Genomic DNA, 24,566 nt, shown 5'->3' on the forward strand with positions numbered 1-24,566 from the left:
AGAATAAACCTTATTATTTTTTTACCAGTGGCTTTCTTTTGATATCTGGTTGTTCCAGCGGCGCATGTACTATCTTGATATGTACCTTGGCCATAGATACTTTCATCCGCGGGTCCTGTTCCCTTGCTGCATTATTGGTCTCGTCAACAAGCGTGTTGTTGTTATTTTTTGCATCAAAAAGAAAAAGTAATTTATTATTTGTACTGAGCCCGGTCATTGCCAGTTGCTGGTCTTCAAATTCTCTTGCCATATTGTAGTTTTCCTGCATCCTGTCCAGGCTTGCATACCCGGTAGATTCGGTAAGATGATCGCTTCCAAAATTCGCTAACATTTTTTTCCCAATGGCCTCCATATCGGGAACTTTTCCTTCCATTTCTTTCACATTAAAAAATACCAATCCCAGGTAACCCATAAAATCTACAGAGTAGCTGCTACTTACAGAACTGGCCATTGACTCCAGGTCCTGCTGATACACGGGCATTTCCAGATAAACAGAGTCCATTTTATGATCACAGAAATCTATCCTGAAACTAGGAAAGATCCCATAAATATCTTTGGGCCCGGAATAGGGCATTGAGATAATTCCTCCTTCATTATTTTTCACTTTTTTAATCCCACCCAATATCTCCATTGGGATCCTGTATTCTTTTTCTTCTGACTCGCCATAGTTGGTATTAGTCAGGTGAAGCTGGTATTTGCACTGATTTCGTCCCATGGATACATAGACCGGATCCTTTTGCTTTAACTGCCCTGTAGCGCTGAGTGTTAACGCTCCATCCGAATCAAATGCTTGCACTTCAAACTCAATGGACATCTCAAGTTTGAAGCGGTTAAATGCAGTGATCATAGCCATATACTCCATATTGTTACTGCCATCTGAACTTCCAGTCAGTTGCTTCTGCCTTTCCATACCAAGGATGAAGGGCATATTAAATACCAGGTTGTAGTTCTTATTGTCCATTTCATGGTGTATAAAATCATCAAAACCTGCGAAATAAGAAGAAAGCCTTTCGTTGAATGAAGAAGAAAGTTTTTCATTTACCCCTATCAGCTGCTTCTGTCTTTCCATAGCTATGACCATTTCAACGACTACTGGCAATCGCTTGTAGTCCTTACCATACCTTTCTTCCAATAGGGCAAGTTTTTCATCGATCCGCTGCATGCTAAATTGCAATACCCGCTCCATGTCGGATTGCATCTTTTTCAGTTCTTCTGATTGCGAATCATCCCATCCCAGGGCTATCATACGCATGACACCAATGGCTTTCGCGGTTAGCCGGGATTCGTAGTTCGCAAATAATGAATCCCATGTATGTACATCCTGATAATATCGGGTAGCCTGCTTTTCTATATCACAATCAAAGCACAGATTCTCTTCTTTGGCGGGAGGAACCGGGAAATCAAGGCCAGGGGCTGCCTCTCTCATTTCCAGGGTTTCCTGGTATGCTTTCCTGATGGACTCCATGACCAGGCCGGGACCCTGGAAAATCTCCCCACCTTTGCCTGGTAAATTCGCCTTTTCTTTGGGTAAACTAACCGGAGGAAGTTCGATGGTATTTTTAAGCATTCCGCTATATCGTTCAGCAATGAAGGACATCTCTTTCAGTGTATTAACTATCAAAGGATAATAAAAGAAACTGTTCTGCATTTTGGCAGTTTGTTCAACAAACTCTTTTTTCCTTTGCTCAGTTTTCATTAATTCCTGGATCAAAGGACTAAATGGATCTGCGGAAGTTTTTGGTTTAACAATAATCTTATTATTTTTCCTGCTGTATACAATGATGTTACCTTTTGTGGTAATAAGCATGGTGTCATTGATCATTTTTCCCTTGTACCAGAGCAAGTGGTCCTTCGCCTGGGCATTAGTAGGGATGGCCAGGTTTGCTGGAATTTTTACAGAGGTAATAGGAGAAGTAAATGGTGGAAGAGGGGCATCTTTCGTAGCAACCTGGGTTGATCTTGAATGCAACTGGTTCATTAGTTGTCTGGCCATCTTTGCAGCTTCCGGATCTTCTTTTTCCAATTCATCAATCTCCTTCTGAGCTTGCTGCATTTGTTTTTGCATTTCAGTGGACCGTTGTTTCATTTTATTGATCTCGGCCTGGGAAGGTTTTTTCTGGGCAGCAGCACCAGTACATAAAAGTATAGCTATGAACAATATAAAAAGTTTCATTGCACGTAGAAATTAAAAAGGATGATAGTGAAGCATCCCAATGTTTTATTTTCCATTCAGTTCATCCAGCCATTTCTGGGCTTCCACTCTTGCGGCTTCCACTACAGAACGTCCGGCTCTGAAACACATTTTCCATTCACTTGATTTCTTTTCATACTCAGGCCTTACAAAAGTCCGCGCTGGAGTTAATGCTGCATCAAAATCAACGTTGGCGGAAACTGCCAGGAAATCTGTCAATCTTTTCCTGATCATATCAGCAGGATCCTGCGGATACTTCTTTTCATTTTCACCCTTATCAACCTGGTTGTCTATTTTATTGCTGATGATCTTACCAAACTTGGGTAAACCAAGCTTTGTTTTACTATCAGGATTGAGTTTTTCATTTCTCCACTTTTTATAATCTTTCTTGAAATCTTCTGATAAAGAATATTCATGCGCCAATTGCATCAATTGGCGAATACCTTCAGCTTTATCTTCTTCATTTAATTGCCTGGCATTATTTAAGAGATCGGGATGGCCATTCCTGGCTAAATATCCACTGGTAATTGAAATAAGCAGGCACTTTTTAGCATCGTCCTTTGAAATATTCAGCGATTCATAAATACTCATTAGCAGGGTAGCTGAAATACATGCAATAGTCAGCAGGCTGAAAACTATCTTTTTCATTTTTTTGGTTTTGGTATTATGGCAGTTATTACAGTATTGTCAAATCTTTACGAACTCAACCCTGCGGTTGTTAGCTTTTCCTTCAGGGGTGTTATTATCGGACACAGGTTTGGTTTCACCCAAGCCATCCGTTTCAAACCTCGATCCGTCTATGCCGAATTCTGTTGTCAGTACAATGCGTACTGATGCTGCCCTTCGCTTGGAGAGGTCAAGGTTTTTGGCTTCATCTCCATCGCTGTCTGTATGGCCAATGATCTTCACTTTAACATCAGGATTTTCTTTCAATGTGGTAGCGATCTCCTTTAAAACGCCATAAGAAATTGGTTTGATTTTATCAGAATTCACATCAAATAAAATTCCTGTAGTGCTCCACTTTCCTTCGGTGATCAGTTTGCTGCGTGTGTCCGGCAATGCTACAGCCACTTTCAAATTGGATAGATAATAGTCATAGTTTTCCGAACTGCTACCATAAGAACCTGTTTCCATCATGAAACTATTCAGGGCCACATCAGGAGGCAGGGCTTTTGGAAGATCATAGATCTTGACCTGGTTAATCCAAACCCTTGCCCTTTCTTTCTGCACCCATAAGGCTACATGCACCGGCTTTGATTTGTTGTTATACAATTCACCAATCATCTGGTCTTTGCTTTCCAGAAAACGTTCTCCCTTATTATCATAAGTAACAATGCGGAAGCGGTCAATGCTGTTTTGCTCTGTGCCCGAACCATAATTGCCGGCCTGTGGCGCAATGAATAACCTGAGGCCAGGAGGATAAGTTGTTTTGGAAGTATTGTTGTAAACAACAAATTCCATATCCGGCACCCTCATGCTGGCTTTGAAATTTAAAAGCAGATCAAATTCTACAGTATAATTTTCGGGCAACTTATTTGAAAAAGGAGTTTGATATTTTGTATCGGATGTCATTTTAAGCCATTTGCCCGGCTGGCCTTCAATGGTCACCACTTCACCGGTGCCATTGGTATTCCATTTCAATGGAAACTCTCCGATCGCATCCTGCGCAAAATCTTCAGCGTACACTATTTTTTCTCCCGGCACAAAATCGTATTTCGAAAAACTTTTGATGCCTTCCCCCTTACTTTCCGTTTTAACCTTGGTCTCGTTTCCATCTGTCTTTTCTTTTACTTCTCCTTCATCTGTCTTTGTTTTGCTTTTGCCATCGGTAGCATCATCAATAGATTTATCTACCTTTTCACCGGCTTTTTGTTCCATTTTTTGTTTGGCCCTGTCGCCAAGCCGTTTTAATAACTGTGCATTAATGGTCGGGCATAAAAAAATAAGGAAGAGTACTGGTAAGAACTTTTTCATATCGGAGGTTTTATGGTTTTTGGAAGCCTTTAAGTTAACAATTATATTTAATCTGTAAAAAATATTTATATGTGTTTAACCTCCCAATTTTAAATCAATGGAAATTGAACTATTAAGAAGTTATTGCCTTTCATTACCTGCAGTCACAGAAGATATCAAATGGGGGAATGACCTGGTATTTTCTGTAGGTAGCAGGATGTTTTGTGTTACTTCGTTGGATCAGCCATTAAAATGCTCATTTAAGGTAAAAGATGATGAATTTGAAGAACTCTGTGCCACGGGGAATTTTTCACCAGCTCCTTATATGGCAAGGGCTAAATGGGTACTGGTGAGCAATGCTGGCGTCATGCACAATGAAGAATGGAAATCCCGCGTCAAACAGAGCTATGAACTTGTAAAAAATAAACTAACAAAAAAGGAAAGAACTTCTTTAGGCATTAATTAACATCCCTCTTATAAGATTAGTATCTATTACCAGCTTTTAATCACCTGTTAAAGCAGCCATTTCATCCCTTTTATGCCATCCAAATCTGTTACCTTTGCACGCCTTCTGCACTTTTAGTGCGTCGTGGAAATAGCTTTTAATACATAAGGGAATACAGAACATGAAGAACATCCGGAATTTTTGCATCATTGCACATATCGACCATGGTAAAAGCACTTTGGCTGACCGTTTATTACAGACAACCCATACGATCAGTGACAGGGAAATGATGGACCAGGTTCTGGATGATATGGACCTTGAGAGAGAAAAGGGTATTACTATTAAAAGCCATGCTATCCAGATAAATCATAAGCATAAGGGTGAAGAATATATTCTTAACCTTATTGATACGCCAGGACATGTGGATTTTAGTTACGAAGTGAGCCGTGCGCTGGCCGCCTGTGAAGGTGCATTGTTATTGGTAGATGCCACACAGGGGATACAGGCTCAAACTATCTCTAACCTTTACCTGGCTATAGATAATGACCTGGAGATCATCCCGGTTATCAATAAGATTGATATGGATGGGGCAATGATAGAGGAAGTCAAGGATCAGATCATTGAACTCATTGGATGCAAACCAGAAGAAATTTTATTAGCAAGCGGAAGAACAGGTATTGGTGTAGATGCTATCCTTGAAGCCATTATCGATCGGATTCCAGCTCCAAAAGGAAAAGAAGATGCTCCTTTGCAGGCATTAATATTTGACAGTGTTTTTAATAGCTTTCGGGGTATCATTGTTTATTTCAGGATCGTTAATGGAGTATTAAAGAAAGGAGATAAAGTAAAATTTGTTTCAACTAACCAGGAGTATGAAGCTGACGAAGTGGGTATTCTGAAATTAGGCCTCGAGGCAAGAAAAGAAGTAAAAACCGGCGATGTTGGTTATATCATTACAGGCATTAAAAATGCAAAAGAGGTAAAAGTAGGAGATACGATTACCAATGCACTGAACCCAACACAGGAAATCATTAAAGGGTTCCAGGAAGTTAAACCCATGGTTTTCGCTGGCATTTTTCCTGTAAATACAGATGAATTTGAAGAGCTAAGGGATTGCATGGATAAACTGCAATTGAATGATGCTTCCCTGACATTTGAACTGGAAACCTCGCAGGCGCTGGGCTTTGGATTCCGTTGTGGCTTCCTGGGACTTCTACATATGGAGATTATCCAGGAAAGGCTGGAAAGGGAATTCAACCAAACCGTAATTACTACAGTTCCGAACGTAAGTTTTATAGCCTATACTACAAAGGGAGAAAAGATTATCGTTAACAATCCTTCTGAGATGCCTGATGCGGTAAAAACAGATCGTATTGAAGAACCTTTCATCAAAGCTCAGATCATCACCAAACCGGAGTATATAGGGAATATCATGACCCTTTGTTTAAGCAAGCGTGGTATCCTGATCAATCAAAGCTACCTCACACAAACAAGGGTAGAACTGGTGTTTGAAATGCCTTTAACCGAGATTGTATTTGATTTTTATGATAAATTGAAGAGCCAAACCCGTGGTTATGCCTCCTTCGATTACCATCCTATAGGGTACAGGGAAGCCGATATTGTAAAAATGGATATCCTTCTTAATAATGATAAGGTGGATGCCCTGAGCGCATTGATACACCGTGGTAAAGGACAGGAATTTGGTCGCAAATTATGCGAGAAATTGAAAGAATTAGTTCCCCGCCAGCAGTTCCAGATTGCCATCCAGGCTGCTATCGGCGCAAAGATCCTGGCTCGTGAAAACATTTCGGCTATGCGAAAAGATGTTACTGCCAAATGCTATGGTGGGGACATAAGCCGTAAAAGGAAACTATTAGAAAAGCAGAAAGAGGGTAAAAAGCGCATGCGCCAGATCGGCAATGTGGAAGTACCTCAGGAAGCATTTCTTGCAGTATTGAAACTGGATGAATAAAAAATACCTTTAGATTAAATTATTGAAGCCTTGTAATCCTACAGGGCTTTTTTATTCTTTACCTTTCTTTACCTTGGTTTTATTCTGGTCCGTTCGCTCCTGCAATTTCTTCTCATCGTTGTTCCCATTGGCATCACGAATAGGATCAGGCATTGGGAATTCACCATCCTTTAATTTCTGGTCAAATACTTTATCTACATGCTGCCATTTTCCATTAACCCATTTAAAACCCTCATAATCTCCATCAGGGATCAATGTCCATGGATTATCCGGTTCTTCTGATTCTGAAACTAAATGGTCTACGAGAATCATTTGTAATTCAGGATCATAATTTAAAGTTGTGGATGCATCTTTTTTATACTCAATGCTGTACCGGTACCTGGGATCTCTTTTAACACTGTCTTTATCAAAAGTAAAATAGGCCCCCCCGAAAACTGGCATATTCTTATTATCAAAAGTCATTACCTCAATCCATTTCTTATTGCTTCGAATACTATTCTCATCATAACCAAATAAGGTGTAATAATTCTTGCCGTTATATTTTGTTTCCACAATATTGTAATACACTGCCCCGATCCATGTATCCTTATTCCGTATGGAATCCATAGCGTTATCCGCAAATTCAGAATAATCTCTCAACGGCACAAGCCTTAAGTTTCCATTCGGTGTATTATATTGAATTGCTCCTCTTTGCCTTACATACATTCCATCATAATCAAGCTGCCAGGTAAATATTCTGAAGGTACTGTCAGGTGCGTATAATTTTGAAACACCTTGTAAAGAATCGAAAGGATAATAAAATGAATTTTTAACCTGCAGGCTGCGAACAAGTGTGCGGATAAATAAACTATCACTACGCATCCTTCCAGCAGTAAGACTATCAAGAAAAAGGTCTTTCATCAGGTGCTTTAAAGAATCTTCCTTTTTCTGAAGCACTTTAACATCACTCAGATTAATATGCTGAACCTGGGAAAAGCTGGTTACCGTATAAAGTATAAATGTTAAAATCAGAACTGGCTTTTTCACAATAGTGGATGCTTTATTATTGCTAAGAACGACAAAAAAAATCAAATATTATCCTAAGATTACAAGGCTTCTGCAAAAGCAAACAGGCTGGGAAAAATATAGTCTAAATCCCGATGAGGGAAAGGTTGGTCTGGATTGGTAGTGGTAACAAATACTGTATAAGCCCCCGCAGCTCTGCCAAAGCGCATATCGCTTGGTTTGTTCCCTACCATTATCGTTTTCTCAAGGTCTATGTCCGGAAACTCTTTAATGGCCTGCAAAGCCATACCAGGATTGGGCTTACGGTTAAAACATTTATCATCCTTATCAATGCAATAATATATTTTGTCAATTTTGCCACCCACAATTTCCACTTCACGTTGCATTTCCAAATGAATGCTTTGCAGGTCTGCTTCAGTCATTATTTCTTTACCTACTCCACGTTGGTTGCTGATAACAATGATCCTTCCAAAACGGTCACTTAACTTTTTAAATATATCCAATACACCTTTACTGAATATAAATTCACCCCAGTGTTTTACATATTCTCCAAGAATTTCTTCGTTGATCACACCATCGCGGTCAAGGAATAGTGTCCAGTCTTTATCGATAACAGAAAGATCAGGTATGGCTTTTTGAAGATCTGCTTGCGCCCTTTTAAAATCTTCAGGTATGCCTATGTCAATGAAATATCCATCCTGTACATTGGAATAAAAAGGATCCTGTTTATGATACTTTTCCAGGTAATCTTTTTCAAATGAGAAAACAGTATCGAAATTGTGTTCAAGAAATTTCTCTTTGTCTAGGATATATAAACCTCCATTTATTAATCCTTCTGTATAAAATTTCTTTTCCTTGAATGAAATGATCCTGCCATCACTATCTGTCATTACTACACCATAACGGTCGAAATTCAACATTGGTTTCAATGAAAGAGTACATGTTGATTGGTGTTCATGATGTACTTTCAATAAAGATTCCAGGTCTACTTTAAATAAAGTATCACCGTTTGCAATAACTATATCTGTTTCTTTAGTTTTCTGCAATGCCAACCTGATAGCACCACCAGTTCCAAGGGGTTCTTCTTCTATTACAATTGTGTATTGCAGGGTAGAATAATCGGAAAGCAAGTAGTTTTCAATAACGCCCCATTTATAACCCAGGGAAAACACAAAGCGTTCCACGCCCTGCATGCGGAGATAATCAATAACATAAGAAATAAATGGCTTTCCGGCAACAGGTGCCATGCATTTTGGAAGGTCGGGTACGGCTTCCCGCAACCTTGTTCCTAATCCACCTGCTAATATGATTGCTTCTTTCATCTACAATGACGCTACAATATTGAATTAATAAATCAGGAGAAATAATTTTCTTCTACAAGCTGGCAAACAATATGTCCAAGAAGTATATGACTTTCCTGTATCCTTGGTGTATCAGTAGAAGGTATGTTTATGAGATAATCTGATATTTCCTTCATGACACCACCTGTCATTCCTGTAAAGCCAATGGTGACAATGCCTTTTTCCCTGGCTACCTCAAATGCCCTGACAATATTGGCAGAGTTACCTGAAGTGGATAATCCTACCAGGATGTCACCCTTATTACCAATACCTTCCATAAGACGTGCATACACTACTTCAAAGCTATAGTCATTGGCTACAGCTGTAAGATAGGATGTGTTGCAATGCAATGCTTCAGCAGGTAATGCCCTGCGGTCGGTATAAAATCTTCCTGAAAATTCTGCAGCAAGGTGTTGGGCATCTGCTGCACTGCCTCCATTGCCACAGAAATAAATGCGTCCACCGTTTTTTAAAGAATTAACAATGGTTTCTGACACCTTAACGATTGTTTGCAGCAATGCTTCGCTTTCCAATACCTGCTGCTTTACGTTGATAGATGCCTGTATGATGTTTTTTATTTTTTCCATTTTCTTCGATTATTAAATAGTCCAGGATTTTAAACCATGCTCAGTAAATGCGTAATTGCGGTGTACACCACCAAATTTTTGAAGACTCTTAATTACCTGGTACTTAGTTGTGCCAGGGCAATAAAATATCATGAATCCACCACCACCTGCACCTGATATTTTGCCTCCGGTTGCTCCTGCTTCCCTGGCTGTTTGATAGATCTCTTCCATCAGGGGATTAGATATGCCTTCTGCCATCTGGATCTTTTGTTGATATCCATAATCCAGTATTTCGCCAAATTCATGGAGCCTGCCTTTTAAAAGGGCTTCCTTCATCATCTGGGATTGTTGCTTTAGCTGGTGCATGGCTTCAATGGAAGCATCTTTTTTAGCCACCACATTTTTTGATTGCTGTTCAATGATACGTGCAGATTCCCTGCTTGTGGAAGTATAATATAATACAAGGTTGTTTTCCAATTCAAAAAGATACTGCTGTTTGATGCGGAGAGGATTTACGATCACCTTATCGTCTTCATAGAATTCCATGAAGTTCACCCCGCCAAAAGTTGCAGCATACTGATCCTGTTTTCCTCCGGCCAGGTTCAAATATTTTCTTTCGATCTGGTAGGCATAATGGGCAATATCATATTCACCTAAAGGAAGCCGTAACATTTCTACAAATGCACCGATAATGGCTACGACAAGGGTAGAGGAGGTTCCTAATCCTGACCCGGCAGGCGCATCAACGAAGGTGGATAATTTGAATCCCTTGCAGTTCAGTTCATAATCTTTTTGAATGGCATTATATACGCCTTTTAACAATATCAGCCTGCCATCCAGGGGCAATTCCTTTTCCAGTTCATATTCCTCCTTTTCATTTCGGTCAAATGCTTCCAGGACAATCTTTGGTTCATCAAGCAATTCTATCGTGGCCTGGGCATATAAGGAAATAGTTGCATTGAGAATGGCACCTCCATACAGGTCGCTATAGGGGCTCACATCTGTACCACCGCCTGCCAATCCAATACGTAAAGGAGCTTTACTTCTATAGATCATGATATTTCTGCTTGAACAGTACAACCGGAAGATAATTGGAGAAAGCTTATAAGCTTTTCGCCAAAGAAATGATCGCTTTAGTTAAATGACTCCAGGAGTACTTTTGCTTTTCACTGCGAAGATGCGGAATAAAATAATTATCCCCTAATTGATAAAACCGGGTAATGGCATGTGCAATAGATGTGGGATCAGGGTTACAAACCAATCCCGCTTTTTCGTGTGGCACCAGTGAGGGGAGACCGCCAACATTTGTAACGATCATCGGCTTTTCAAAATGATAGGCGAGGGGGGTTACTCCGCTTTGCGTGGCATTGCGGTAAGGTTGAACAACGCAATCAGCAGCACAGAGATAGAATTTTACTTCGCTGTCAGGAATAAAATTCGTTTTTAAGATCACCTGGTCTTGCAGGTTGTATTCGCTGACCAGGTCCAAATATTGTTTGGCGTCCTCATAAAACTCACCGGCTACCATCAGTTTGATTTCCTGTTGCCGGATCTCTTTATCTGCCATTGCTTTTAATAGAAGATCTAATCCTTTATACTGCCTGATAAAACCAAAGAATAAAATGATCTTGCCACCAGGCGAAAGGCCCAGTTGTTTCCGGGCTTCATCTTTTGACATGATGTCTCCAAAATTATCGTAGAGCGGATGTTGAATAAGTTGTACAGGTTTATTTGTCTCAAATTCAAACAAATCTTTCCGCACTTTCTCACTCATCGTAACAAAGCCATCGCAGGATTGTAAAAAATACCTGGTAAATATTTTATCTCCAGGTCTTTTTTCATGTGGCTTCACATTATCAGCGATACATATAATGCGAGTGTACCGGTTTTTTTTAACCAATCTTAAAATGGTTGCCAGGGCCGGACCCATAAATGGAAGCCAGAAACGCACAACAATGATTTCTGGTCTTTCTCGGCGAAGCTTTCGTCCAACCAATACCCAATTCAAGGGGTTGATGGAATTTATAATGGAAAGGATCTTTATATTCTGAGGTGCAGGATCAGAAGAATACTGGGTGGTCCCTGGAAAAAGAAACGAAGGATACTGCAATGAAAAAGAAACAATGGAGCAATCATTTCCGTCCTTATTGAACTCATCTGCCAGGCGCTGGTTAAATGTAGCCAGGCCTCCTCGCAGTGGGTGGGCAGGACCTATGATGATAATCCGCTGCATTACAAACCTATTTTATCTTCAATGAGATAGGTGTTCCTGCCGGGCGCATTGCGGGCAATAAGCTCTGATATAAATCCTGCCAGGAACAGCTGCATACCAATGATCAGGGAGGTAAGTGCTAGGTAAAAACCAGGCCTGTTAGTAAGCGCTACCGATGTGTCCACAAACTTAGCTATGATGAGGTACAATGTGATACCTAGTCCTAACATGAAAAATAAAGTGCCCCACAAACCAAAAAAGTGCATAGGTCTTTTAGAGAACTTACCAACGAAAGTAATGGATAATAGGTCCAGGAAACCATTTACAAAACGCTCCCAGCCAAATTTCGTAACACCATATTTCCTGGGCCGGTGCTCAACCACTTTTTCACCGATCTTCTTAAAACCTGACCACTTAGCCAGTACAGGAATGTACCTGTGCATCTCGCCATAAACTTCTATACTCTTCACTACTTTCTTCCTATAGGCTTTCAGCCCGCAATTGAAATCATGCAGTTTTATATGTGAAACCCTGCTGGTAACTGAATTAAAAAATTTGGAAGGAATATTCTTAGTCAGCGTATTATCAAAACGAACTTTCTTCCAGCCGCTAACCATATCATAACCATCTGTTACGATCATTTTTCGCAGCTCCGGTATCTCATCAGGACTATCCTGCAGATCAGCATCCATAGTGATCACCACCTCGCCATGCGCAGCTTTAAACCCTTCATTCAATGCGGCAGATTTGCCATAGTTGCGCTGAAATTTTATACCCTTTATATTATTATCGGTTATACGCAATTTTTCTATAACATCCCAGGAATTGTCTGTACTACCATCATCCACCATTATGATCTCGTAGGTATACCGGTTCTCGACGCAAACACGACGGATCCACTCAGCCAATTCTGGTAGCGATTCTTCTTCGTTCTTTAAAGGAATTATGATCGAAAGATCCATTATACAGCAGGTTGGTCAAAAGGATTATGAGGTTGTTTTTTTGTAATGGCTGCTCCTAATAAAGATCCGATAGCGCCCACAATTACAAAAACCAATAGTGATCCACCCACTACGCCAACCCAGAAGAATTTCCTGGCAATCTCCATTCCTTTATCGATCTGTTCGTCAGTAACATTGGGACTTTGTTCCATTTGCTGGCGTGCCATTTCCAAAGATTTTTCTTTGATATCTGGAAATAGCAAAAAGAAAATAATAATGAAAACAATATAAAGAGAGGTGAATACTGCCGTGGATTTGAATCCAAAAGCAAACAGGTCGCCAAAACTTTTGGTGTAATTGTTTGCCTTACCAAACTGGTTAACAAAAAACATGAGCCCACCAATAATGAGCAGGTATTGCAGAAATCCCAGACTTTTTTGCTGTGTCAATCCGAGGAAATTGGTAATGATTGCAAAAACAATTACCAGGCCTGCAATGACCAATCCTGCAGTAATATGGGTGATAGGCTTCCTTTCTTCCATGATTTATTAATATTCGTTCAAAAATAGCTTGTCTTTGTTAATAATGCCTATAGCCTTCCCGGTAAGTTCTTTTCCAACGAAAGGACTGTTTTTAGATTTAGTTTCAAGCTTTTTGACTATCCATTTTTGTTCCGGCAGAAATAAGGTAAAACTGGCAATGGCATTAATATCAATTGAATTCATTTCCAGGTCGAAGATCCTCCGGGGATTACTGCTTAATAGCATTACTAATTTCTCCAGGGATAACTCCGGCATGCAGGAATGGATAGCAGCAAAACATGTTTCTAGTCCGGTCATCCCATAATCTGCATATTCAAATTCCAGGAGCTTGTGATCTCTATCCTGGGGTAGGTGATGAGTGGCAATACAATCAACGCTACCATCTTGTAATCCTTCTCTGACTGCTTCCATATCAGCCCTGGTGCGCAAAGGAGGATTGACCTTTAAATTGGTATCATACTGTGCCATGTCCTCATCACAAAAGCAAATATGATAGGGTGTAACAGAACAGGTAACCGCAATACCTTCTTTTTTGGCTGCCCTGATCAGATCAATGGACTTGAGGGTGCTTATTCCAGTCAGGTGAATCTTTGAATTGGTATACTTAGCCAGCTCTATATCTCTCTGCACCATCAATTCCTCCGCAATGGCAGGCTTTCCCGGAAGACCAAGGCGGGTGGATTCAATGCCTTCATTCATTAATCCAGTAGCACTGATGGCTTTATCATCCGGAACCTGGATAACCGTTTTATCTATTGCTTTCAGGTATTGTAAAGCTTTTAATAAAATTCCGGAGGACTGGATAGTATTTGTACCATCGCTGAAAGCTACGGCACCGCTTTCATGCATATCATACATTTCAGCAAGTTCTTTACCCTCTGCGTTTTTTGTGATGGCACCTATGGGATGAATAGTAACAGGCAATGACTTACCTTTCTGAACGATGTATTCAATACCTGATTTATTATGTAAAACAGGTGAAGTATTAGGAAGCACCATTACATCGGTATATCCACCTGCTGCAGCTGCCTGTGCACCAGACTCCAGGGTTTCCTTGTATTCCAGGCCCGGGTCACAAAAATTAGCATATACGTCCACCCAGCCTGTAGATACATGTAAACCTTCAATATGAATTTCTTTTGAAGCCGGGGAATCAATTGTACCTATCTGTCCAATCTTTCCATTTTGAATAAGAATGTCAATTTGTTGCTGATGAAAAGGCGAGGAGGGATCAATTATGCGTACTTGCCTTAATAGAATATCCATTAAGGAGCGAAGATAATGGATTGAATGAAAATTCTATAAAATATGGTGTTTTCCCTAGAGGAGAAAGTCCCAAGCATATACCCGGTAGTATTTATAATGATTACTTGGCACGTCCTATTTCTTCTCCTTGTTTATACTGTTTGCCTACTTTAGCTGTAAGTACCACTTTATCTTTTTGAAACAGCATAATAAAATCTGAACCACCAAAAGCAAAGTATCCGAATTCAGCTCCCTTATTTAAGGTATCACCTTCATCAACAATAAAATTAACAGAGGATATGTGCCCCATTCCTACTGGAATCAGGGCTATATAACCCACAATAGTTTCAAGGATCATACATCCCCTCGTATGGGTAAACTGAAAGCCTACATCATCAATATTTTCAAGGGTACCATCGGGCTTTTCCGACTCTTCAATCCAGGTGCGCCCTGGTATTTTTTTGATTTCCACCACCTTTCCAGTTAGCGGCACATGATAGCGGTGATAATCAGTAACACTTAAAAAGCTATGTGTGAACAGTCCTCCTTTGAATTTATCCCGGTAGGCACTTTCCCCGAGCAATTCTGTTATAGAATATAAACGGCCTTTTGCCGTTAAAGTAGATTGTTCCTCTATTGGCCATTGTCCTTTGTACTCACTGTCAGTTGGAGAAACGATTATACTGTCATCACATAAACCAGCTATCGGCCTTTTCCCTGGTTTTATTTGGCGTGCCAGAAATTGATTGAAGGTTAGCCACCCACTTGGGGCTTTGACATAATCTTCAATATGGTAATCAGGGTTATCGATAAAGGTAGGTAAGGTTTCAGCAGAGGCAGTAGTATCCATAAAATCACCCCTGGAAACCACAAACTCATTCATCCACTCATTAAAATCATTATCCTTTTTAAGCAGGTCACCAGGTGACTTCCAAATGACATAATAAAACTCTCTTACAGAAGGCATTAATTCTTTCTCATTTGGAATGTGAATGAGCAGATTATTTAAATAATCATAAAAATTATGAAGCGAAGTAAGACCAGGCCTTCCTGCATTTTGCAGGGAGGCTTCAAGCGCATTTTTTAGATCAGCTCTCTTATCAAGAAGGCCTATTAGTTTTTTTACAATTGATTGCTGTTCCGCCATAAAGTCAATTGGTTGTCAAATAAATGTATACATGATGATTTTATCCAGGAGAAATAATCCTATTATTTTACTATTTGTGTGGAGGATTGATCTGTGGTATCATATAGGTATTCCCATCCGATAATAAATGAACAGTGAGGTTTCGGGCAGTTATTGGTTTATCATCCGCGAATTCCCTAATATTAGCCTCTGCGATTTTAAAGCCTTCTATGATGACAACAAGGCCCGTTCCCAAAACTTGCATCTCCTTTCCTTTTTTTACTAATATACAAGTATCTTCTTCTATTCCTATTCCAATACTGGTAGGATTTGTAATAACTACCTGTGCCATGCGCACAAAACGTCCTCGATGTACGAAATGGGTATCGATACACACATCCTTTAGGAATTCAAGACCCATAGCTACTTTAATTTGGCCACCCAGTTCCTGCACTTCCTCATTGCCTGCGTAAATCATTGGAGTTGATAAAGCCATAGCACCTGCACTGGTACCACCAATGACTATTGGCTCAGTTATATAACGTTGCTTTAATGAGGTTAGAAAGCTTGTGCCACCATATATAGCTGTAAGAAGAAGTTGATCGCCACCCGAAAAGAAAAATGCATCAGCATTTTTAACCCTTTCTAACATTTCATCCTCTAAAATTTCTTGCCTTTTTTCGTGGTGGATATGGCCAATGCGGGTAACACCAATCTTACCGAAAACTTTTTTATAGTCTTCAAATGATTCCGGGCCTTCACTACTTGCTGTAGTGATCACTTCAATCATTGGATCACGCTTATGAGATGATTCCTTAAACGCCTGTAAGACTTCAAGTTTAATAAAATCTGAAGGTTTCTTTTTATTTTCAGGTGCTTCGGCACCTTTATTTTCTTTTCCTCCTATTACAACCAATGTACCTTCTGGCACCGGTGAGTGATTTTCTGTGGGTCTTTTACTCAATGCTTTCGTTTTTTATTTTCCTGGTTTCATCAATTGATATGTATGTGTGCAATTATTAAACCATTCAAATTGTGTTTCAAATTGAAAATCATATAAAGTAAATAGGGCTATATACTTTGAAAGCATACTCTTCCTTTTTAAAACCTGAACTCGTCAATCATCTATAAAGGCGCTAAAAGAATGACTGTACTTTAGTTTCAACATTGATGTTCAATGATTTACTGAGCTCTACAGATTTGGGTTTAAAAAAATTAGCATCTTTTTTCTGCATAATGAAACATCATTATTTAACCATTAAAATTTTAAAGATGCCAAACAAAAATCAAGGTGGAAATGATAATTCACAACGTGGTTTTGCCGGGATGGATCCTGAGGAGCATAAGAGAATCGCAAACGAGGGAGGGATGGCCTCTCATGAAAAAGGCACAGGACATGAATGGAATAGCCAGGAAGCAAAAGAAGCTGGTAAAAAAGGTGGTGAATCTTCTGGCGGTGGAAACCGTGGCCGTTAATTATTAAGTTACTACGCTTGAATCATCAGGTTCAAGCGTAGTTAATTCAAAAGCATAAATGCCATTAAATTGCCAGCATATTGTCCGATCACGTTGCTGTTTTTAGATATTGTATTAAGATTATGCGCTTTCAAAAATAATCTGATAAAATAGAATTAATTAGTAGACTGCTATAAGAAGTAGTTCTGTAGTTACACAAGTCAAAAATATATAACCCTTTCCATCTTATTCTACAGCCATATACTTTGCAATAAGTAGTTGATTGGGAAATGGCTAGATATAATAAAATACTGCCTTGTCGGGATGACTGGATTCGAACCAGCGGCCCCGTCGTCCCGAACGACGTGCGCTACCGGGCTGCGCTACATCCCGAAGAACAGGACAAATTTATTGGATAGTTATATAATAGATTATGAGCTTTGGCAGAAACACAACAAATGAAATGTTTGTCAGACCCCTTTGAGTGTTTTCCATGCTACTAATCCATACCGGCATTTTTGAAAACGATAAGTGCGCAACCGGTCCCGCCAACAGCGGGATACATCCCGAAGAACACAAAATTATTATTTAGCAGAAAATAGAAAACGATTTTTAGGGAATATAATGAATATTTTATTGTTAGCTGGTTTATCATAAGCAATGACTAATAGAAATTAGACATCAATATCTTTTGGGTTTCTTGCGCTCTCTATCAAATAATTGAGCTGCATAATTCTCTTCTAATACAAATAAAATGAGGAAGACCATAGCAGTCCTCCTCATAAAATAATAAGGATTACGGAATCAATACCCTGTCGATAGCATGAATTACGCCATTAGTAGCAATAACATCGGTTTGAATAATATTAGAAGGCATAGAATTGGCACCATCTATTTGCGCGCCATTAGTCAGAGATATAGTAGTCATTCCACCAGACAGCATGGATAACATTTGTCCATTCATAAGGTCTGATGAAAATGTGCGTCCAGCAACAACATGGTAAGTGAGAATAGGGATCAGTGCAGAACCAGGGGCAGCTTCAATAGAAGAGATGGTTGGAAAACCAGCATCAATAAACGCCTGGTTGGTGGGCGCGAATACTGTCAGGGGACCAGTGCCTGACAGTGCATCAACAAGTCCTGCTTTTTGTACAGCAGCCACCAGGTAAGTAAAGTTGGGATTAGCCGCAGCCACTTCCACAATATTACCTGCAGGGGGTAACAGCACGCGGTCAATTGCATGTATAACCCCATTCTTTGCTGCAATATCAGCCGCTACTACTGCAGTACCATTGATAAATACACTGGCATCGCGACGAATGATGTAGGCCTTCTGATTACTCAACATGGTAAGTTCTGTATAAGTTACAGGAACCTGTGCTGCCATTACCTTGCTTCCCAATACATGGTATAGAAGGATGGCTTTCAGCTTTTCTAAGGGAACACTATTGATGGCCTGGCGTGTACCCAATCCCAGGGCTGTAAATGCCTCATCGGTAGGGGCAAATAAGGTGTAAGCAAACTTTGGATCGTTTAATTCATTTGCCAGTCCTGCCTTTGCAATGGCAAATGACAAAAGTTGAAAACTAGCTTGTCGCGGCGTTTTGTTCCTTGCCTGGGAATCCTTGGTTTTATTTAGATCAACAGATAAACTTTGCAATAAGGCGACGATTCCATCCTGGGATGCATTTACATCCTTTACATCGCTGATGTTTTTTTGACAGGAAATAAATAGCAGGGAGGGCAGCATTATAGCCGCCAATAGATACTTCCACATTGGGGTTTGTTTTAATGGTTATAAAAAGTAGGTTTTCCAGGATGATCCAGCTATAGCAGAATGATAAAGTAAATAACAAGTTTGTTGTAAAAAGGTTGAGAAAAATGAAAGGTTGGGCCCTTTGATTAACACTTAGCTACTTAATGAAAAAAAAGATAAACAAAAAGAAAATATCATCTCTCTGCAGATACATCACACAACCTATTGGAGAGAGTATATCTAATACAATTTATTGGGTTAGGTGCTGCAAATATGTATGTAATAAAAAAGGGCAGTTTTTACGCTGCCCTCTCTACAAGAGTTAACTTCTTAAGACGAAATAATAAAAACTGATTTAAAAATAAACTTGACTAATAAAAGAAAAATCTAAATAAAAAAACAATAATAACTAAAACGAGGCGAGAAGTTAACCGCTTGAATAATAAATATATGCTTTTTATATGACTTTAATGGACTGAACAATGTTTTATAATTATCCTATTAAAACACAAACATTTTTACTGATTCATAACCCATATTGTCGGGCTTTAACCAAATAAGCCCTCCGGATATAGTTTTGCTCAAAATAAAAAACCCGCAATGCTTCGGGCGTGTCTGGGCGAACCATGACATCCATAGTTGCCCGCGTGATATGATATTCATCCTTGTGGTTTAATGAATAGTTGAAAACAAATAAGGCAACCATTGTACTGATTATGAAAGTATACTATCGGGCTTTACCCGACGAAGCCCGCCAGAATCGAGTTATGTACATAATAAAAAAGCCCGCCTTCGCAATAAATGCTTCGGCGGGCAAAGTCGGGACGATCCCGCCGAATGGCGGGACGACCCCTAGCACCCCATGCTAGTGCCCTTAGCGGGACCGGTCTCGCCATTGGCGTGATACTCCCCGAAAATTTCCATTAAACCGTGATGTAATAAAAAAGGGCAACCATTTTATTGATTGCCCTTTAACTGGTCGGGACGATCCCGCAGGAATGGCGGGACGCCCCCCCTGGCACCCCATGCTCCCGTCCTTAGCGGGACCGGTCCCGCCATTGGCGTGATACTCCCCGAAAATTTCCATTAAACCGTGATGTAATAAAAAAAGGCAACCATTTTATTGATTGCCCTTTAATTGGTCGGGAGTGTTGGACAATGTTCGAACGAATTGCTTGAGGATTTGGAGATAATCAATGACTTTTTAGAACAAAACAGGACTTTAATGGATTTTATTGAAGATCCATTTTAACTGACAAGTATTGTGGAGAATACCACCGCTCAGGTCGTAGTGCCAAATTGCCGGCTAACTGAGGCTAACTATTAATCCAACACTTCTTTAATCAATAACTTTACGTTTTCAATCTGAAACAGCCGCTTTTTCGTAAACTAGTTAACATCAATTGCAGGATGAGAAATTTTCTATCAATGTCAAGGGTTATACTGCTTTGCGTCTTTCTTGGAAGTAGTTTACTTGCCGTTTCACAAACCAACATCAAAGGCATTTACATCATCAATGCGGAGACCAGAGTGCCGGTACAGGAAGCATTCTTACAAAATGAAGATGCCAGTTTTAATATAGAAGCAGACGAAAACGGTTTTGCTTCTTTTAAAACCCTGCCGTCAACAGCTTCTACATTGACCATCAGCCGGATTGGGTTTGAAACAAAAAAAGTTCATTTAGATACGCTTAGTATTACAAACAATACGGCCATTATTTATCTCAAGGCAAAAGTTTCCAACCTTCAGGAAGTGCAGGTAAAAGCAACGGCCAGAAGCGGCGTTTTTAAAACCATAAGTGACCTTGATATTCACCTTCGCCCGATCAACAATTCACAGGAAGTACTCCGGATGGTTCCAGGGCTCTTTATTGGGCAACACGCCGGAGGCGGTAAAGCCGAACAGATATTTCTACGAGGCTTTGACTTAGACCACGGGACAGACATCAACCTATCCGTTGATGGAATGCCGGTAAATATGGTAAGCCACGCACATGGACAAGGCTATGCCGATTTGCATTGGGTGATCCCTGAACTAATAGATAAGGTGAACTTCAACAAAGGACCCTATTTTGCAGACAAAGGCAATTTTACCACAGCCGGCTTTGTGGAGTTCAAGACAAAAGATTATTTAGAAAATAACTTTGTAAAAGTAGAAGGCGGGCAATTCAACACCTTCAGAGGCATTGCAGGCATCAACCTGCTAAAACCAAAGGGTGACAGAAGAAGCCAAAGTTTATACTTCGCCGGTGAAGCATCTTACACAAAAGGGTATTTCGACAGCCCACAGGATTTCGGTCGCTATAACGGCATTCTAAAGTATCACGGCAGTATCAGCAGCAGCAGCACATTGACCGCGACAGGCACCGCATTTACCAGCAAATGGAACGCATCGGGGCAAATACCCAACAGAGCTTTAGAAAGCGGCATGGTTGGTTTTTATGGCGCCATTGACAATACAGAAGGGGGCAAAACATCACGGTACAATACCAATTTAGAACTTCTGACAAGTTTGAATAACGGCGGTGCTATTCGCAATCAGGTATTTTATAGCCGCTACAAGTTTGAACTCTATTCCAACTTTACGTTTTACAAGGAAGACCCGATAAACGGCGACCAGATACGGCAAAAAGAAGACCGGAATATTTACGGCTACAATGGTTCCTACCACAAAAACTTTTTCATTGGCAACATGCCTTCTGAAACAAATGTAGGCATCCAAGTGAGGTATGATGATATTAATAACATTGAACTGACAAGAACAAAAAACAGAACCATCAACACAGCCGGCATCATGCTTGGGGACATTAACGAAATGAATGCCGGTGCTTACTGGTCGCAACGTCTTTCCCTGTCAAAACAACTTGATATGACAGGCGCCATTCGATTCGACTACTTTACCAATCGCTACAACGACAAACTGTCTTCACAAGTAAGTTCCACTAATGCAACCATCATCAGCCCCAAACTTAATTTCAACTACCGGTTAAATGACAAGGTGCAACTGTATCTATACAACGGCAGAGGCTTTCACAGCAACGATACACGGGTTGCCGTGCAGGAGGGAGGGAAGAAAGTAGTACCAGCGGCTTATGGCTCCGATTTGGGTGGCATCTTCAAAGTGGGCAGGAAATTACTTTTCCAATCGGCTCTTTGGTACTTGTGGCTCGACCAGGAATTTGTGTATGTTGGTGATGAAGGAGTAGTGGAAGCGGGTGGAAAAACAAGGCGCTATGGGTTTGATTTTTCGGTACGATATGAAGTGGCAAAAAACTTGTTTGCTGACGCTGATGTTAGTATGGCTAATCCAAGAGCATTGGGTGTCGAAAAAGCAGAAAGCTATTTACCCTTGGCCCCACGCTTCTCCAGTGTCGGAGGGCTTACATACAGAAAAGAACAGGGCTGGAACGGTAGCCTGCGTTACCGCTACATGGCAGACAGACCGGCAAACGAAGACAAATCCATCATAGCAAAAGGCTACTTTGTTACCGACGCGGCGATTAATTACACAAAAAAAAGATGGGAGTCTGGACTTGCCATTCAAAACTTGTTCAATGTAAAGTGGAAAGAAACCCAATTCGATACAGAAAGCAGGTTGCAAAATGAACCGGCACCGGTTTCAGAAATTCATTTCACACCCGGAACACCATTCTTTGCAAGAGCAAGTTTTACTGTATTCTTTTAAGACATAGTAACTTCTTTAACAGAACAAGCTTCACCGGCAGCTTTTTACAACACAAGTATTGCCAGTAAAGAACTCTTCAACAGCATCAAATGTCCTACTTGCAACGGTAGTTTCAGCTCATATAGCGAGGGAACTTGAGAAAATTAAAGTCCTTTACTGTATCAAAACCTGACATTTTGAAACATTAAAGGACTTAATAAGAGATTCGTCGGGACGACAAGATTCGAACTTGCGACCCCTAGCACCCCATGCTAGTGCCCCGCCTCTGGCGGGGCTACGTCCCTCAGTAGTCTTTTAAATGCCTCGCCACCTTTATAGTTCTTTATTTGAATTTCTCTCTTCAATGCTGCAGCTTTATCTGGAAATTCCTCCTGATAGATAAGTATAAAAGGTATTCTTGATTTTGTAGAGCGTTGTAAGCCAGCATTGTGAAAATTTACTCTTGCCACTACATCGGCAGTGCTGCCTATATAATATCTTCCATCTTTTGAACTTCTTATAATGTATACAAAATAGCTCATAATATAAAGCCGTCTTCATTTTAGAAGACGGCTCAATGGTCGGGACGACAAGATTCGAACTTGCGACCCCTAGCACCCCATGCTAGTGCGCTACCGGGCTGCGCTACGTCCCGAAATTTTAATTATTACCGGTCCCGCCAAAGGCGGGATACGTCCCGAAAGTAAGAAGGTCAAACTATTATTTCATTAAGTCAAACCTCCTGAACGGGGGTGCAATTTAGGTAATAATCTGTTTAAAATCATTGTTGTAATGTAGTTTGCAATATTATGACCGAAGAGCGCCGCCAAAAATTTGAAAAGGTGTTGGCCTGCAGGCAAAATGACCTGACCGTGGTCCTTGAAAATGTAATTGACCCGCATAATATTTCTGCTGTCATGCGGAGTTGCGATGCTGTGGGCATCCAGGAAATATTTGTCTTGAACACCAGGATACCCAGGCATAAAAAATGGGGCTTTCGCAGCAGCAGGAGTGCCGCCAAATGGGTTACCGTTCATCAGTATGAAGATGTTGTTGCCTGTTTTACCGCCATCAGGAATAGCTATTCATCCATTTTCACCACCAGCTTAACTGCTAATTCGATAAGTTTATATAGCATGGAACTGACCAGGAGCATGGCGCTGGTTTTTGGTAATGAACAATATGGTGTCAGTGATGAGATCAATGCCCTGGCGGATGGAAGTTTTGTGATACCACAGGTAGGCATGATTCAGTCATTGAACATCAGTGTAGCCTGTGCGGTAACCTTGTATGAAGCCTATAGACAAAAACAAGCTGCAGGGCATTATGATCAGCAAAAGCTTACCAATGAACATGTCAATACATTATTCAACCAATGGGCATTGAATCGTGAAGAGGATCTCTAAATATGTAATGATCTTATTCCTGTTCTGTTCTTTACGTGCAGCAGGGCAGGAGATACCCAGGTGGAAACTGGCAGACCTGGAAAATATCATTAGCAATTCCAACCAACCTTTGATCTTAAACTTCTGGGCCACAATTTGCAAACCCTGCCTGGAAGAACTACCGTATTTCCAGGAGTTGTCAGCACAATAGTTATTTCCTTTCCAGCGATCATCTCATCAATTGCTTCTTTTAGATGCAGCCTTTTAACATGACCCGGATCGGATGGGTTGTCATCTGTAGCACCATGATAAACCAGTTTGGATTCTTTATCGAACAGGAAGTTTTCCGGTGTTCGCGTGGCATCAAAAGCATCTGCCAAAACTGATTGTTCATCCACCAGGTAATTCCATTTGTATCCCTGCTCTTTTCCAGCGACCGTTTGTTTAATGTTTCTGGTTATGGCTGATAACTAGACAATACAAAAGGTTGACTAGTTGACTAGTTGAAAAGTTGAAAAGTTGAAAAGGGGAGAGAAGAATTCAAATACAAAACACAGTTAATAAACATTTTGTAACATTACTATTAAAGAATTCTGATTGCGATAAAAGTCACGCTATTACCCTGTTCATTCTGAGGCACGAAGGATCTATGGTAACCAAATAGAGGACTTTTATATTATTGTAAGATTGTTCGACCTTGAATATAACATGGTTGATTAATTGAAAAAGTTGACAAGTTGACAAGGAATGGCAAAAGCCTCATACCTTC

At 40.3% G+C, this 24,566-nt stretch carries 21 protein-coding genes and 3 tRNA genes; 5 read left to right on the top strand and 19 right to left on the bottom strand.

Annotation, left to right across the window (positions count from 1 at the left end):
• Positions 1-13 precede the first annotated feature (13 nt).
• Genes BUA53_RS05635 through BUA53_RS05645 form a run of 3 tightly spaced genes read right to left on the bottom strand, consistent with a single transcriptional unit; the run spans position 14 to position 4,165 of the window.
• Positions 14-2,173, bottom strand: coding sequence for a hypothetical protein (locus tag BUA53_RS05635; protein ID WP_072834349.1), 2,160 nt, complete (start codon positions 2,171-2,173; stop codon positions 14-16).
• 45 nt (positions 2,174-2,218) lie between these two features.
• Positions 2,219-2,839, bottom strand: a complete 621-nt coding sequence (locus BUA53_RS05640; protein WP_072834351.1) for a hypothetical protein — start codon at positions 2,837-2,839, stop codon at positions 2,219-2,221.
• Between the two features lie 39 nt (positions 2,840-2,878).
• Positions 2,879-4,165, bottom strand: a complete 1,287-nt coding sequence (locus BUA53_RS05645; RefSeq protein WP_072834352.1) for an OmpA family protein — start codon at positions 4,163-4,165, stop codon at positions 2,879-2,881.
• Positions 4,166-4,262: 97 nt separating this feature from the next.
• Between BUA53_RS05645 and BUA53_RS05650 the strand changes: the two genes are divergently transcribed.
• Together BUA53_RS05650 and lepA are read left to right on the top strand one after the other, a co-directional pair.
• On the top strand, positions 4,263-4,610 hold the full coding sequence (locus tag BUA53_RS05650) for an MmcQ/YjbR family DNA-binding protein (RefSeq protein ID WP_072834354.1): 348 nt from the start codon (positions 4,263-4,265) through the stop codon (positions 4,608-4,610).
• Positions 4,611-4,770: 160 nt separating this feature from the next.
• Entirely contained in the window at positions 4,771-6,561 is a 1,791-nt protein-coding gene (lepA, locus tag BUA53_RS05655; protein WP_072834355.1) for a translation elongation factor 4, read from the top strand.
• A gap of 51 nt (positions 6,562-6,612) precedes the next feature.
• On the opposite strand, the gene BUA53_RS05660 is transcribed toward lepA, so the two are convergent.
• From BUA53_RS05660 to BUA53_RS05705, 10 genes are all read right to left on the bottom strand, one after another.
• Entirely contained in the window at positions 6,613-7,587 is a 975-nt protein-coding gene (locus BUA53_RS05660; RefSeq protein ID WP_072834357.1) for a hypothetical protein, read from the bottom strand.
• A 59-nt stretch (positions 7,588-7,646) separates the two neighbouring features.
• Positions 7,647-8,888: an HAD-IIIA family hydrolase gene (locus BUA53_RS05665; RefSeq protein WP_072834359.1), complete on the bottom strand. Its 1,242-nt coding sequence runs from the start codon at positions 8,886-8,888 to the stop codon at positions 7,647-7,649.
• 32 nt (positions 8,889-8,920) lie between these two features.
• Positions 8,921-9,493: a D-sedoheptulose-7-phosphate isomerase gene (locus BUA53_RS05670; protein WP_072834361.1), complete on the bottom strand. Its 573-nt coding sequence runs from the start codon at positions 9,491-9,493 to the stop codon at positions 8,921-8,923.
• A 12-nt stretch (positions 9,494-9,505) separates the two neighbouring features.
• Complete coding sequence (locus BUA53_RS05675) at positions 9,506-10,528, bottom strand: GHMP family kinase ATP-binding protein (RefSeq protein WP_072834363.1); 1,023 nt, start codon at positions 10,526-10,528, stop codon at positions 9,506-9,508.
• Between the two features lie 46 nt (positions 10,529-10,574).
• Positions 10,575-11,705 carry a glycosyltransferase gene (locus BUA53_RS05680; RefSeq protein WP_072834365.1) on the bottom strand — a complete coding sequence of 377 codons (1,131 nt, stop codon included), beginning with the start codon at positions 11,703-11,705 and terminating at the stop codon, positions 10,575-10,577.
• Positions 11,705-12,646: a glycosyltransferase gene (locus tag BUA53_RS05685; protein WP_072834367.1), complete on the bottom strand. Its 942-nt coding sequence runs from the start codon at positions 12,644-12,646 to the stop codon at positions 11,705-11,707. Before BUA53_RS05685 ends, BUA53_RS05680 begins: the two co-directional genes overlap by 1 nt.
• Positions 12,646-13,167 carry a DUF4199 domain-containing protein gene (locus tag BUA53_RS05690; RefSeq protein ID WP_072834369.1) on the bottom strand — a complete coding sequence of 174 codons (522 nt, stop codon included), beginning with the start codon at positions 13,165-13,167 and terminating at the stop codon, positions 12,646-12,648. The genes BUA53_RS05685 and BUA53_RS05690 overlap by 1 nt, the downstream gene beginning before the upstream one ends.
• Before the next feature lie 6 nt (positions 13,168-13,173).
• A complete protein-coding gene (locus BUA53_RS05695; protein ID WP_072834371.1) occupies positions 13,174-14,433 on the bottom strand; it encodes a dihydroorotase in 1,260 nt (419 codons plus the stop codon).
• 100 nt (positions 14,434-14,533) lie between these two features.
• The gene (locus tag BUA53_RS05700) at positions 14,534-15,559 is read right to left on the bottom strand and encodes a phosphatidylserine decarboxylase (RefSeq protein WP_072834373.1); all 1,026 of its coding nucleotides are present in this window, start codon (positions 15,557-15,559) and stop codon (positions 14,534-14,536) included.
• 70 nt (positions 15,560-15,629) lie between these two features.
• The gene (locus tag BUA53_RS05705; protein ID WP_175546023.1) at positions 15,630-16,469 is read right to left on the bottom strand and encodes a cyanophycinase; all 840 of its coding nucleotides are present in this window, start codon (positions 16,467-16,469) and stop codon (positions 15,630-15,632) included.
• A 239-nt stretch (positions 16,470-16,708) separates the two neighbouring features.
• Here BUA53_RS05705 and BUA53_RS05710 point away from each other — a divergent pair, with 239 nt between their 5' ends.
• Complete coding sequence (locus tag BUA53_RS05710; RefSeq protein ID WP_217652939.1) at positions 16,709-17,014, top strand: KGG domain-containing protein; 306 nt, start codon at positions 16,709-16,711, stop codon at positions 17,012-17,014.
• 298 nt (positions 17,015-17,312) lie between these two features.
• Here the strand turns inward: BUA53_RS05710 and BUA53_RS05715 are convergent.
• Together BUA53_RS05715 and BUA53_RS05720 are read right to left on the bottom strand one after the other, a co-directional pair.
• Positions 17,313-17,386 (bottom strand) — tRNA-Pro (locus tag BUA53_RS05715).
• 403 nt (positions 17,387-17,789) lie between these two features.
• Positions 17,790-18,770 carry a fasciclin domain-containing protein gene (locus tag BUA53_RS05720; RefSeq protein ID WP_072834376.1) on the bottom strand — a complete coding sequence of 327 codons (981 nt, stop codon included), beginning with the start codon at positions 18,768-18,770 and terminating at the stop codon, positions 17,790-17,792.
• A gap of 1,407 nt (positions 18,771-20,177) precedes the next feature.
• On the opposite strand from BUA53_RS05720, the gene BUA53_RS05730 reads away from it, so the two are divergent.
• Positions 20,178-22,433, top strand: a complete 2,256-nt coding sequence (locus BUA53_RS05730) for a TonB-dependent receptor (protein WP_245793020.1) — start codon at positions 20,178-20,180, stop codon at positions 22,431-22,433.
• A 208-nt stretch (positions 22,434-22,641) separates the two neighbouring features.
• Here the strand turns inward: BUA53_RS05730 and BUA53_RS05735 are convergent.
• The 3 genes from BUA53_RS05735 to BUA53_RS05745 all read right to left on the bottom strand — a co-directional run bounded on the left by BUA53_RS05735 (position 22,642) and on the right by BUA53_RS05745 (position 23,067).
• Positions 22,642-22,717 (bottom strand) — tRNA-Pro (locus BUA53_RS05735).
• Positions 22,685-22,954, bottom strand: coding sequence for a GIY-YIG nuclease family protein (locus tag BUA53_RS05740; protein WP_072834381.1), 270 nt, complete (start codon positions 22,952-22,954; stop codon positions 22,685-22,687). Before BUA53_RS05740 ends, BUA53_RS05735 begins: the two co-directional genes overlap by 33 nt.
• A 36-nt stretch (positions 22,955-22,990) precedes the next feature.
• Positions 22,991-23,067, bottom strand: a tRNA-Pro gene (locus BUA53_RS05745).
• 154 nt (positions 23,068-23,221) lie between these two features.
• Between BUA53_RS05745 and BUA53_RS05750 the strand changes: the two genes are divergently transcribed.
• Positions 23,222-23,818 (top strand): TrmH family RNA methyltransferase, encoded by a 597-nt coding sequence (locus BUA53_RS05750; RefSeq protein ID WP_072834383.1) that lies wholly within the window; start codon positions 23,222-23,224, stop codon positions 23,816-23,818.
• Between the two features lie 89 nt (positions 23,819-23,907).
• Here BUA53_RS05750 and BUA53_RS21175 read toward each other — a convergent pair whose 3' ends face one another.
• Positions 23,908-24,195, bottom strand: a complete 288-nt coding sequence (locus BUA53_RS21175; protein ID WP_072834385.1) for a thioredoxin domain-containing protein — start codon at positions 24,193-24,195, stop codon at positions 23,908-23,910.
• Positions 24,196-24,566: the final 371 nt, after the last annotated feature.

Origin of the sequence: Flavisolibacter ginsengisoli DSM 18119, assembly GCF_900129295.1 — a bacterium.
Taxonomy (GTDB): domain Bacteria; phylum Bacteroidota; class Bacteroidia; order Chitinophagales; family Chitinophagaceae; genus Flavisolibacter; species Flavisolibacter ginsengisoli.

Coding starts and splice junctions, on each gene's coding strand:
- BUA53_RS05635 (WP_072834349.1), bottom strand. CDS start 2,173: ATGAAACTTTTTATATTGTTCATAGCTATACTTTTATGTACTGGTGCT.
- BUA53_RS05640 (WP_072834351.1), bottom strand. CDS start 2,839: ATGAAAAAGATAGTTTTCAGCCTGCTGACTATTGCATGTATTTCAGCT.
- BUA53_RS05645 (WP_072834352.1), bottom strand. CDS start 4,165: ATGAAAAAGTTCTTACCAGTACTCTTCCTTATTTTTTTATGCCCGACC.
- BUA53_RS05650 (WP_072834354.1), top strand. CDS start 4,263: ATGGAAATTGAACTATTAAGAAGTTATTGCCTTTCATTACCTGCAGTC.
- lepA (WP_072834355.1), top strand. CDS start 4,771: ATGAAGAACATCCGGAATTTTTGCATCATTGCACATATCGACCATGGT.
- BUA53_RS05665 (WP_072834359.1), bottom strand. CDS start 8,888: ATGAAAGAAGCAATCATATTAGCAGGTGGATTAGGAACAAGGTTGCGG.
- BUA53_RS05670 (WP_072834361.1), bottom strand. CDS start 9,493: ATGGAAAAAATAAAAAACATCATACAGGCATCTATCAACGTAAAGCAG.
- BUA53_RS05675 (WP_072834363.1), bottom strand. CDS start 10,528: ATGATCTATAGAAGTAAAGCTCCTTTACGTATTGGATTGGCAGGCGGT.
- BUA53_RS05680 (WP_072834365.1), bottom strand. CDS start 11,705: ATGCAGCGGATTATCATCATAGGTCCTGCCCACCCACTGCGAGGAGGC.
- BUA53_RS05685 (WP_072834367.1), bottom strand. CDS start 12,646: ATGGATCTTTCGATCATAATTCCTTTAAAGAACGAAGAAGAATCGCTA.
- BUA53_RS05690 (WP_072834369.1), bottom strand. CDS start 13,167: ATGGAAGAAAGGAAGCCTATCACCCATATTACTGCAGGATTGGTCATT.
- BUA53_RS05695 (WP_072834371.1), bottom strand. CDS start 14,433: ATGGATATTCTATTAAGGCAAGTACGCATAATTGATCCCTCCTCGCCT.
- BUA53_RS05700 (WP_072834373.1), bottom strand. CDS start 15,559: ATGGCGGAACAGCAATCAATTGTAAAAAAACTAATAGGCCTTCTTGAT.
- BUA53_RS05710 (WP_217652939.1), top strand. CDS start 16,709: ATGTTCAATGATTTACTGAGCTCTACAGATTTGGGTTTAAAAAAATTA.
- BUA53_RS05720 (WP_072834376.1), bottom strand. CDS start 18,770: ATGTGGAAGTATCTATTGGCGGCTATAATGCTGCCCTCCCTGCTATTT.
- BUA53_RS05730 (WP_245793020.1), top strand. CDS start 20,178: ATGTCAAGGGTTATACTGCTTTGCGTCTTTCTTGGAAGTAGTTTACTT.
- BUA53_RS05740 (WP_072834381.1), bottom strand. CDS start 22,954: ATGAGCTATTTTGTATACATTATAAGAAGTTCAAAAGATGGAAGATAT.
- BUA53_RS05750 (WP_072834383.1), top strand. CDS start 23,222: ATGACCGAAGAGCGCCGCCAAAAATTTGAAAAGGTGTTGGCCTGCAGG.